10 protein-coding genes and 1 pseudogene are annotated in these 10701 nt (G+C 64.8%); 1 reads left to right on the forward strand and 10 read right to left on the reverse strand.

Annotation, left to right across the window (positions count from 1 at the left end):
* Positions 1–108: 108 nt before the first annotated feature.
* A pseudogene (locus MOV75_RS14420) lies at positions 109–393 on the forward strand (LysR substrate-binding domain-containing protein); the annotation flags it as partial.
* Positions 394–397: 4 nt separating this feature from the next.
* Here the strand turns inward: MOV75_RS14420 and MOV75_RS14425 are convergent.
* The 10 genes from MOV75_RS14425 to MOV75_RS14470 form a co-directional block, all read right to left on the reverse strand.
* Positions 398–1333, reverse strand: a complete 936-nt coding sequence (locus tag MOV75_RS14425) for a carbohydrate kinase (RefSeq protein WP_247006040.1) — start codon at positions 1331–1333, stop codon at positions 398–400.
* A gap of 5 nt (positions 1334–1338) precedes the next feature.
* On the reverse strand, positions 1339–2985 hold the full coding sequence (locus MOV75_RS14430) for an FGGY-family carbohydrate kinase (RefSeq protein ID WP_247006042.1): 1647 nt from the start codon (positions 2983–2985) through the stop codon (positions 1339–1341).
* A 33-nt stretch (positions 2986–3018) separates the two neighbouring features.
* A complete protein-coding gene (locus MOV75_RS14435) occupies positions 3019–3792 on the reverse strand; it encodes an SDR family NAD(P)-dependent oxidoreductase (RefSeq protein WP_246929795.1) in 774 nt (257 codons plus the stop codon).
* A 41-nt stretch (positions 3793–3833) separates the two neighbouring features.
* Positions 3834–4841, reverse strand: a complete 1008-nt coding sequence (locus MOV75_RS14440; RefSeq protein WP_246929794.1) for an ABC transporter ATP-binding protein — start codon at positions 4839–4841, stop codon at positions 3834–3836.
* 14 nt (positions 4842–4855) lie between these two features.
* A complete protein-coding gene (locus MOV75_RS14445; protein ID WP_246929793.1) occupies positions 4856–5686 on the reverse strand; it encodes a carbohydrate ABC transporter permease in 831 nt (276 codons plus the stop codon).
* A 4-nt stretch (positions 5687–5690) separates the two neighbouring features.
* Complete coding sequence (locus tag MOV75_RS14450; RefSeq protein ID WP_246929790.1) at positions 5691–6563, reverse strand: carbohydrate ABC transporter permease; 873 nt, start codon at positions 6561–6563, stop codon at positions 5691–5693.
* An 85-nt stretch (positions 6564–6648) separates the two neighbouring features.
* Entirely contained in the window at positions 6649–7962 is a 1314-nt protein-coding gene (locus MOV75_RS14455) for a sugar ABC transporter substrate-binding protein (protein WP_246929788.1), read from the reverse strand.
* Between the two features lie 321 nt (positions 7963–8283).
* Positions 8284–9234: a sugar-binding transcriptional regulator gene (locus tag MOV75_RS14460; protein WP_247006044.1), complete on the reverse strand. Its 951-nt coding sequence runs from the start codon at positions 9232–9234 to the stop codon at positions 8284–8286.
* 7 nt (positions 9235–9241) lie between these two features.
* Entirely contained in the window at positions 9242–9904 is a 663-nt protein-coding gene (locus MOV75_RS14465; protein WP_247006046.1) for an HAD family hydrolase, read from the reverse strand.
* 76 nt (positions 9905–9980) lie between these two features.
* Positions 9981–10701 (reverse strand): nitric oxide reductase activation protein NorD (locus MOV75_RS14470; RefSeq protein ID WP_247006047.1); only part of this gene is annotated, 721 nt, incomplete at its 5' end.

Here is a 10701-nt window from a genome sequence, read left to right on the forward strand (position 1 = left end):
GACGCGTGGGCACGCTACGCTTTGCCCACCCTAAGATCTCACTCTGTGGCGATCACGGTGAGCTCCGGCCACAGCGCTTTCCAGCGCGCGGTCTTTATCGCGTAACTCGCCTCCTCCGCGGTCGCGGCCTTGCTGCGACGGCATCAAGTCGTGATGCCGATTGCGAGCCGGGTGGAGACGGTGCATTCGGCGATGAGTCTGGTTCTGGCCGGTGAAGGTCTCGCCATCCTACCCGCCTGCGCGCAGCTTGGCGCACCACGCGGCATCGTGTTCAGGCCGCTGCGCGACGCCACCGACTCCATCGATATCGCAGTCTGCTGGCGGCGGGATTCTCAGAGCCCGCTGATCCGAACCTTCCTCAAATGCGCCGAGAAAGTCGTCGCGCCGCTGTGACGGGCTACAAGGGCGAGGTGATCTCACGGCTCCAGGGCGGGTCGGCGCCCGGGCGGGTGCAGGTCAGGCCGGCGCAATTGGTGGCAAAGGACAGCGCGCGGCGGAGCTCGTCGGCATTGATGGCCTTCAGCTGCTGCCGGGCAAGGCGCCCCTGCTTGTGCAGCGCGAAAAGCAGCGCCGCCTGAAAGCTGTCTCCGGCGCCGATGGTGTCGGCGACCTCGACCTTTGGCGCGGCGACCTCGATCGCTCCCGCCCCCGCGTGCCACGCGATCGCGCCGTTGTTGCCGCGGGTGACGACGACGAGGCTGGCGCCCTGCCCCAGCAGCGCGCTCGCTCGCTGCTCATAACGCTCGTCGCCGAAGAGGTAGGCGAAGTCCACGTCCGACATCTTGATGAGATCGGCGCTGCCGGCGAACTCGGCCATGCGCGCCAGGTAAGCCGGCTTGTCCTTGACCAGATTCGGCCGGCAGTTCGGATCGAAGGAGATCGTCGAGGATGCGCGCGCATCCACGATCAGCGCTTTGGTCTCGGCGGCTCCCTGGTCGTTGACGAGCGTGGTCGAGCCGACATGAAGGGCCTCGACCGTATCGAAGGGTATGGACCCGCGCCGGTAGGTCCAGTTTCGCGTCGCGGTCTCGGCATCGTAAAAGGCATAGTGCGACTCGCCCGCGACGATGCGGACAAAGGCGAGCGTGGTCTGAAGGTCGCTGCGGGTGGCGAGGTTGAGGTCGACATGCGAGGCGGCAGCGTGATCCGCGATCATGCGCCCGAACAGGTCGGTCGAGATGCCGCCGACAAAACCGGTCGGCGCGCCGAGCCGCGCCATGCCGATCGCGACGTTCAGGCATGAGCCGCCGACCGCGGGCATCACCGCCTCGCGCCCGTCGGCGTTTCGCGTCGGCACGAAATCGATCAGCGCATCGCCGCAGGCAATCAGCATTTGTCTCAACCTCTCGCGAGGTCGCGCATCGCCGCGCGGCTGCCGCGATCGACTTCGCGCAGCAGCTTGTAGACCTCGCGTTTGCGTGTGTGAAACGCGGCCATGTCAGTCGCGGTCGGCTCACTCTTCCGTCCCAGGGCCGACATCTTGGCCATGGTCTCGCCGATCGAAGCATAGGCGCCGCCGGCCACCGCCCCCAGCATCGCCGCGCCCAGTAGCACCGGCTCCCTGGTCTGCGGCAGCGCGACCGTCAGCCCCGTCGTATCCGCCATGATCTGCCGCACCAGCGGGCTTCGACTGGCGCCGCCCCCCATGATCATGATGCTGGAGCGCACGCCATGCGCGGCAAAGGCTTCAATCACTTCGGTGAGCCCATAGGCGAGCCCGCACAGGCCGGCAACGAACAGCCGCTCCATCGAGGCGATGTCGGTGTCAAGATCGAGCCCCGTGATCACCGCGCGCGTATCAGGGTCGGCGTAGGGCGAGCGGTTGCCGATGAACTCAGGAAGCACATGAAGGTCGCGAGCGAGCAGCGCGGCGCGGCTGACGCTGCCCGCGCGCGCGATGATGCGGCGCTCGAGGAAGTCGATGAGGTCGAGGCCATCGCTGCGCGCCGCCGCGCTCGCCTCGGCATGGCCCGGATGCGACTTGAGGAGATGGTCGATCGCCGCACCTGCCGCCGATTGGCCGCCCTCGTTGAGCCAGAAATCCGGGACCATGCCGGAGTAATAAGGTCCCCACACGCCGGGCACGAAGCACGGCTCGCGGGTCGTCGCCATGATGCAGGCCGACGTTCCCATGATGTAGGCGAGCCGGTCGCAGACATCACTCGCCCCGCCCGCGCCGTCGCGTCCACCAATTGCGCCGATGCCGCCGGCATGCGCGTCGATCAGCGAGGCACCGACCGGTATGCCCGGCGACAGGCAAAGCTCGGCCGCAGCCGCGCGGGTGAGACCGGTGCCGAGCCGCGTGCCGGGGGCAACGATCCCGGTGCCGATGCGGGCGTATTTCTCGTTGACGAAGTCGGACAGACCGATGCGCTTGAAGAATTGCGCGCTCCAGCCGCCGCCGTCGTGGGCGAGATAGTTCCATTTGCAGGTGACGGTGCAGGTCGAGCGCTGCAGCGAGCCAGTCGCGCGCCAGGTCAAATAATCCGAGAGATCAAAGAAGTGGCCAGCGGCGTCAAAGCTCCCACGAAGGTGCCGCTTCAGCCAAAGCAGCTTCGGCATCTCCATCTCGGGCGAGATCGAGCCGCCGACATAGCGCAACACGGCATCCTCGGTCTCGTTGATCAGCCGCGCCTCGGCGATGGCACGATGATCCATCCAGACGATGACATTGCGTTGCTTGTCGCCGGATGCGCTGACGGTGAGCGGCTCGCCTTGCGGATCCAGCACCACGAGGGAGCACGTGGCGTCGAAGCCGATGCCGCCGACGCTATCGGGCGCGATGGCCGCTTCCGCCATTGCCGCCCGCACCGATGTCGTGCAGGCGTCCCAAATATCCTGGGATGACTGCTCGACGATGTCGCCAGCCTCGTGCCAGATCCTGATCGGGTGCCGCGCGGTCGCAAGCAGAGTGCCGGCCTCGTCAAACACCCCTGCCCGCGTGCTCGTGGTCCCCACGTCGACGCCGATATACGCTCGCGGCATTGTCGCTCCAGCTTCGTCGATTTTGACGCAAGCCTACCAGCAAGTGTAGCCGCCATCCACCAGCACGATGCTGCCGGTCATCAGGCTCGCGGCCTCCGAGCTCAGGAACAGCACGACCGAGGCGATCTCCTCGACCTGCCCCATCCGCGCCATCGGAGTTCCACCGATCCAGGCGTCGTACATTTTGGCGTTGCTCTTCACGAAAGCGTTGAGCGGCGTCTCGATATAGGTCGGCGCCACCGCATTGACGCGGATGCCGCGCGCGCCCCATTCGGCGGCCAGCGATTTGGTCAGATGATGCACGCCTGCCTTGGAGGCGTTGTAGAAGCACTGTTCCTGCGGCTTGTTGACGATGAAGCCGGACATCGAGCCGACATTGACGATGGCGCCGCTTCCGGCCTTCAGCATGTGCTTGCCGAATTCGCGGCAGCACCAGAAGGTGCCGTTGAGGTTGACGTCGATGACGTTGAGCCAGTGCTCGTCGGTGACGGTCTCGGCCGGGGTTTCGCTGCGGGCGATGCCGGCATTGTTGACGAGAATGTCGACCTTGCCGTGGCGGGCGACGAGATCGTTGGCGACCTCCGCCACGCGCTTGGTGTCGGTCACGTCCATGATCGCGGTCTCGATGTCAAACCCCTTCGCCTTCAGGCTGGCTTTCGCGCTGTCGGCGACCTTGCTGTCGCGGTCGCCGATGATGACCCTGGCGCCGGCTTCAGCCAGCGCTTCCGCGCAGCCAAGGCCAATGCCCTGTCCGCCGCCGGTGATGAACGCGGTTTTGCCGTTCAGCTTGAATTTTTCCAGGTACATGATGGTCTTTCCGTTTCTTGCCGTTTTCTTGCCGTCTCTTGTCAGCCTCGAAGCGCTTTGCCGCCCGCGTCGAAGCGATGGATGCGCGCGGGGTCCGGCGCCAGCGACACACGGTCGCCGGCGTGCAAACTCAACTCGCCGATATAGCGAGCCGTCAGCATGCCGATCTGACCGGCATCGACGTAAAGGAAGGTGTCACTGCCGAGATGCTCGGCGACGGCGATGGTTCCCAGCCAGCCGCCGTCGCCCTCGCGCTCGATCTTGAGATGCTCCGGCCGCACGCCGATGGTGGCGGCGCCACGTTGCAAGGCGAACTCTCCGGTGACGAAATTCATCTTGGGCGAGCCGATGAAGCCGGCGACGAAGAGATTGGCGGGCCGCTCATAGAGCTCCAGGGGCGACCCATATTGCTCGATCTTGCCGCCATTGAGCACGACGATCTTGTCGGCCATGGTCATGGCCTCGACCTGGTCGTGGGTGACATAGATCGCGGTGGTGCCGAGCTGCTTCTGGAGCCGCGTCACCTCGATGCGCATCTGCACGCGCAGCGCGGCATCGAGGTTGGACAGCGGCTCATCGAACAGGAATGCCTTGGGCTCGCGCACGATGGCCCGCCCGATCGCGACACGCTGGCGCTGGCCGCCGGAAAGCTCGCGCGGCTTGCGATCGAGATAGGGCGTGAGGTTCAGCGTCGCGGCCGCGGCCTCGACCTTGCGGTTGATCTCGTCCTTGGCAAGGCCCGCCATCTTCAGACCGAAGCCGATATTGCCGCGCACGCTCATATGCGGATAGAGCGCGTAGGACTGGAACACCATCGATAGCCCGCGCTTGGCGGGCGGCGTGTCGACGACGTTCTTGCCGTCGATCAGGATTTTGCCGCCGGAGACGTCCTCGAGCCCCGCGATCAGCCGCAGCAGCGTGGTCTTGCCGCAGCCGGAGGGACCGACGAACACCACAAAGGAGCCGTCGGCAATGTCGAGATCGGCGCCTTTGATGATGTGCACAGGGCCGAAGGATTTCCGTACATCCTGAAGTGTGATCTGACCCATGATCCGGCAGCCCTTTACTTCACCGCGCCAAAGGTGAGCCCGCGTACGAGCTGCTTCTGGCTGAACCAACCGAGGACGAGAATGGGGGCGATCGCCAGCGTCGAGGCCGCGGACAGCTTTGCCCAGAACAGCCCTTCCGGGCTGGAATAGGAGGCGATGAATGTGGTGAGCGGCGCAGCGTTCGAGGTCGACAGGTTGAGTGTCCAGAACGCCTCGTTCCAGGCCAGGATCAAATTGAGCAGCATCGTCGAGGCCAGCCCCGGGATCGCCATCGGCGTCAAGACGTAGACGAGCTCGCGGCCGATGGTGGCGCCGTCCATGCGCGCGGCTTCAAGGATGTCGCGCGGGATCTCCTTGAAATAGGTGAAGAGCATCCAGATCACGATCGGCAGATTACCGAGGCACAGGATGAAGACGAGACCGATGCGGGAATCGAGCAGGCCGAAGCTCTTGTAGATCAGGTAGATCGGCACCAGCACGCCGACCGGCGGCATCATCTTGGTCGAGAGCATCCAGAGCAGGATGTCCTTGGTGCGCTTGGTCGGCGAGAACGCCATCGACCAGGCCGCGGGAATGGCTATCAGGAGGGCGATGAGCGTCGAGCCGCCGGCGATGATGATCGAGTTCATCGCGTGGTGGAGATAGTCGCTGCGCTCCTGCACCGTCGCGTAATTCTCGGTGGTCCAATGAAAGAACAGGAAGGATGGCGGCACGGCGAAGGCCTCGAGCTCGGTCTTGAAGCTCGCCAGCACCATCCAGAGGATCGGGAAGAAGATCAGGAAGCCGAAGAACCAAGCCCCGATCGTCGAGACCACCACCCGCTGCGTCGTCGCCATCCGTGCCATGGTCTCACGCCTCCAGATTGCGGCCGACGATGCGGACCAGGAAGAAGGCGACGATATTCGCGATCACGACCGCAACCAGGCCGCCCGCCGAGGCCGTGCCGACGTCGTACTGAATCAACGCCTGTGAATAGATCAGGAAAGCGATGTTGGTGGTCGATAGTCCGGGGCCGCCGCCCGTGGTGACGTAGATCTCTGCAAACACCGTGAGCAGGAAGATGGTCTCGATCAGAATCACGACTGTGATGGGACGCGCGAGGTGCGGCAGCGTGATGTAGATGAAGGTCGAGACGGCGCTGGCGCCGTCCATCTCGGCGGCCTCCTTCTGCTCCTCGTCGAGCGATTGCAGCGCGGTGAGCAGGATCAGCGTCGCGAACGGGAGCCATTGCCACGTCACGATCAGGATCACCGCAAACAGCGGCACGTCGTTGAACCAGTCGATCGGGGTCAGGCCGAACAGAGAGGCCAGCCAGGCGAACAGGCCGGAGACCGGGTGCATCAGCAGATTCTTCCAGACCAGCGCGCTGACCGTCGGCATCACGAAAAACGGAGCGATCACCATCAGCCGCACGAAATTGCGTCCGATCACCGGCTGGTCCATCAACAGCGCCAGCGGAATGCCGAGCAGGATCGTCAGGGCCAGCACCGAGCCGACCAGCACCAGCGTGTTCTGGAGCGAAGCCAGGAAGGCGGGATCGGTGAGGAAGTAGCGGAAGTTCTCCAGCCCGACAAACGACTCGGAGCCGGGATCGAGCAGGCTGTAATGCAGCGTGGAGAAATAGATCGTCAGCGCCAGGGGAACGATCATCCAGACGAACAGCAGCCCGACCGCCGGCGTCAGGAGCGAGCGCGCAAGGAACTGCGTCTGCCGGGTTGCCATCAACGCTTCTCCGCTGGCGGGAAGAAGGCGGCCATCCATGACGCTGGATGGCCGCAAGTCTGAGCTCAGGAGGAAGAGCTCGGGTTCACTTGATGTAGCCGGCGCGCTTCATCTCGCGCTCGGTCGCGGACTGCGCCGCGGTAAGCGCGGCATCCACCGTCATTGATCCCGCCAGCGCGGCCGAGAATTGCTGGCCGACCTGGGTGCCGATGCCCTGGAATTCGGGGATCGCGGCGTATTGCACGCCGACATAAGGCACCGGCTTCACCGTCGGCTTGTTCGGATCGGCCGCGTCGATCGAGGCCAGCGTCAGCTTCGCGAACGGGGCAACCTTCAGATAGTCGGGGTTCTGGTAGAGCGAGGTGCGCGTGCCCGGCGGTACGTTGGCCCAGCCCTCTTTCGACGCGACGAGCTTGGTGTAATCCTTGCTCGTCGCCCAGGCGATGAACTTCTCGGCAGCTTCCGACTTCTTGGAGCCGGCGGGGATCGCGAGGTTCCAGGCCCACAGCCAGTTGGCGTTCTTGCCGAGCCCGGTGTTGGGCGCGAGCGCGAAGCCGACCTTGTCGGCGACCTTGGAGTCCTTCGGGTTGGTGACGAAGGATGCCGCGACCGTCGCGTCGATCCACATGGCGCACTTGCCGGCATTGAACAGCGCCAGATTCTCGTTGAACCCGTTGGAGCTCGCGCCGGGAGGGCCGGCCTCCTTCATCAGGTTGACGTAAGTCGTCAGCGTCGCCTTCCATTCCGGCGTGTTGAATTGCGGCGCCCACTTCTCGTCGAACCAGCGCGCACCGTAGGAATTGGCCATGGCCGAGAGGAACGCCATGTTCTCGCCCCAGCCGGCCTTGCCGCGGAGGCAGATGCCGTAGGTGCCGGCGCCCTTGTCGGTCAGCTTCTTGGCCGCATCGATCACGAAATCCCAGGTCGGCTTCTCCGGCATCTTCAGGCCGGCCTTCTCGAACAAATCGGTGCGATACATCACCATCGAACTCTCGCCATAGAACGGCGCGGCATAGAGCTTGCCGTCGACGGAGACCGCATCCTTGATCTTGGGCAGGAGGTCGGCGACGTCGTAATCGCCACCGAGATTGGCGAGCGGCACCAGCCAGCCTTTCTTGGCCCAGATCGGCACCTCATAGGTGCCGATGGTGAGCACGTCGAACTGGCCGCCCTTGGTGGCGATGTCGGTGGTGACGCGCTGGCGCAGCACGTTCTCCTCGAGCGTCACCCATTTCACTGAAATGTCGGGGTTCTTCTTGGTGAATTCGGCCGTCAGCCCCTGCATGCGGATCATGTCGCCGTTGTTGACGGTAGCGATCGTCAGGGTCGTTTCGGCCACCGCGGGGACGGCCAGCAAAAGTGCAGACGCGCCGCAGACGGCGCCCAAGACGTGTTTCACGGTGACCTCCCTCAAACTCGCGTTTTGAGCATATGCTCACGCGTTGAGCGTATGTTCAACGCAAGCAAGGACGGTTGTCAAGCAGGCGGAAAGGCGTTCTCGCAACTTATGAGTGCTGCGGTGCGGGAAGTTTTGAAAATGTCTTGCACAGCCATGGCGGCTTGCTCGACCTCTCCCTCTTGCGGGAGAGGTCGTATCGCATCGCAGATGCGATAGGGGTGAGGGCTTTTTCCTCTTGGGGAATCTTGCCAGCGGAGAGACCCTCTCCCCATCCCTCTCCCGCAAGCGGGAGAGGGAGCCGAACCCCGATGCGGCACGAACCTACCGCTCCAGGATCGCCTTTGCGGTCGTCTCGTCGGTGATCAACCCGTTGATCAGGCCCCCGCTCAGCGCCGCCGCGATCGCCACCACCTTGGCAGCACCGATCGCCGCGGCGATCGTCGTGGCCTTCGCCGGCACTTCCGGCGGAATGCTGGTGAGGCGCTTGTTGGTGCCGGATTTGAGCAGGCGGCCCTTGGAATCATAGGCCCAGCCGGTGATCTCGCCGATGGCGCCCAGCCGCATCATCTCGAACAATTCGTCGCGGGTAACGAAGCCGTCGACATGGACCTGCGCCTTCTGGTCCATCTGGCCGATGCCGACGAGGCGCAAATCCGCCTTGGCGGCGACCGCCTTCACCTTGGCGATCGGCTCGATGCGGACCATCTTGTTGCGCTCGTCCTCGGACGACATCAAGAACGGCAGCGGCATCGGATAGTGCCGCGCACCGGTGCGGTCTGCGAGCCGGCCGACGGTATCGTAAAAGCTCGCCGAGCCGTCGGCGGAGATGTTGCCGACCAGCGAGACGATCTGGTGATTGGGCCGGTCGATCGGCGTGACACGCTCGACTGCGGCGCGCACCGCCCGGCCGGTGCCGAGCGCGACGATGACCGGCGTCTCCGAACGCAGCGTGGAATCAAGCAGGTTGGCGCAACGCTCGGCGATCCCCGCGGTGGCTTGCGGCGCCGCTGGATCGGCCGGGACCACCTCGCAATGAACGAGATCGAAGCGTTCCTTCAGGCGCGCCGCAAGCTCCATGCAGGCGGCGATGGGATGTTCGAGCCGGAAGGTGATGAGGCGCTCGGCGAGGCACAGCGAGACCAGCCGTTGCGCCGAGGCGCGCGAGACCTGCAGCATCTTTGCGATCTCGTCCTGGGTGTGACCAGCAATGAAATAGAGCCAGCCGGCGCGCGCGGCGTCGTCGAGTCGCGATCTGTCGTTCTCGGCGGCCATGCGGGCCTCACGCCTCCCAGAAGTCGATCATGCGCGAGAACACCCGGTCGGCCCCCGCGCCGGACAATATAGCCCGGCCGTCGCGTCCGCGATAATGGCTGCCGCCGACAAATCCCCAGGCGGTCATGCCGGCCGCCTTGCCCGCCTGCACGCCGCTGACGCTATCCTCGACCACCAGCGTGCGCGAAGGTTGCACCCCCATCCTCTCCGCCGCGAGGAGAAACAGATCGGGCGCCGGCTTGCCGTGCCTGACCATTTGCGCGGAGTAGATCCGCTCGCCGAAATGCGCCCGCAGGCCAGTGACGTCAAGCGAGAGCGCGACGCGGTCGATGTCGCTGGATGAGGCCACGCAAAACGGCACGGACAAGTCGGACATCACGCCCGCAATGCCGGGGATCGGCTGAAGCGAAGCTGCGAACGTCGTCAGCACTTTCGATTTCAAACGCGGCAGAAAGCCGTCCGGCACGACCTGCCCGAGATCGCGATAATGCTGCTCGATCGCCTTGGTGCTGCGCCCCAGGAAGAGCTCGAGCGCCTGCTCTACGCTGAGCGCGATGCCGAACTCGGAGAGAACTTCCGACAGGCACCGGCAGCTCAACAGTTCGCTGTCGACGAGCACGCCGTCGCAATCGAAGATGATCAGATCGGGACTTGACCGGCCGTGGTCCATTCAGCCATTCGATCATATACTCAATTGATGAGCAATAGCTCACTCAGGACCCATGACGTTCGGGATTTTTCCGCCATCAATGCGCGACCTGCCGATAGATCGCCGGCAGTGCCGCGGGCAGCCGCTTGATGTTGCCGACGATGGCATAGCCGCCGCGGCCGAACAGGGTCGGGAAGTAGGATTGCGCGGTTGCATCAACCGTGACGCCGAAGGCGGCGATGCCGAGCCGGCGCGCCTCCTGGACCGACTTGCGGGTGTCCTCGACCGCGAAGCGGCCCTCGTAATGATCGACGTCGTTCGGCTTGCCGTCGGTGAGGACGATCAGCAGCTTCTTGCGCTGCGGCTGGCGGGCGAGCTCGGCGGCGGCGTGGCGCACCGCCGTGCCGATCCGCGTGTAATAACCGGGCTTCAGCGCGCCGATCCGGCGCTCCACCGCCCCGCTCATCGGCTCGCCGAAGGCCTTGACGGTTTCGAGCCGCACCCAGGAGCGCCGTCGCGAGGTGAAGGTCAGGATGCTGTGGTGATCGCCGCAGGCCGAAAGCCCGTGGGCGAGCACCAGCAGCGCCTCCTTCTCGACGTCGAGCACGCGGTAGCCATCGACCCAGGCATCCGTGGACAGCGAGACGTCGACGAGCAGCGTGACGGCAAGATCATGCCCTTGCGGACGCATGGCAACATGGATGCGATCGAGACCGCTGCCGCCGCTGCCGGCGCGAAGATCGCACCGCGCACGCACGAGCGCGTCGAGATCAAGGTCGTGTCCGTCGGCCTGGGCGCGCATCAGCTCGTGACGCGGC

The organism is Bradyrhizobium sp. PRIMUS42 (genome assembly GCF_023006515.1).
Lineage (GTDB): Bacteria > Pseudomonadota > Alphaproteobacteria > Rhizobiales > Xanthobacteraceae > Bradyrhizobium.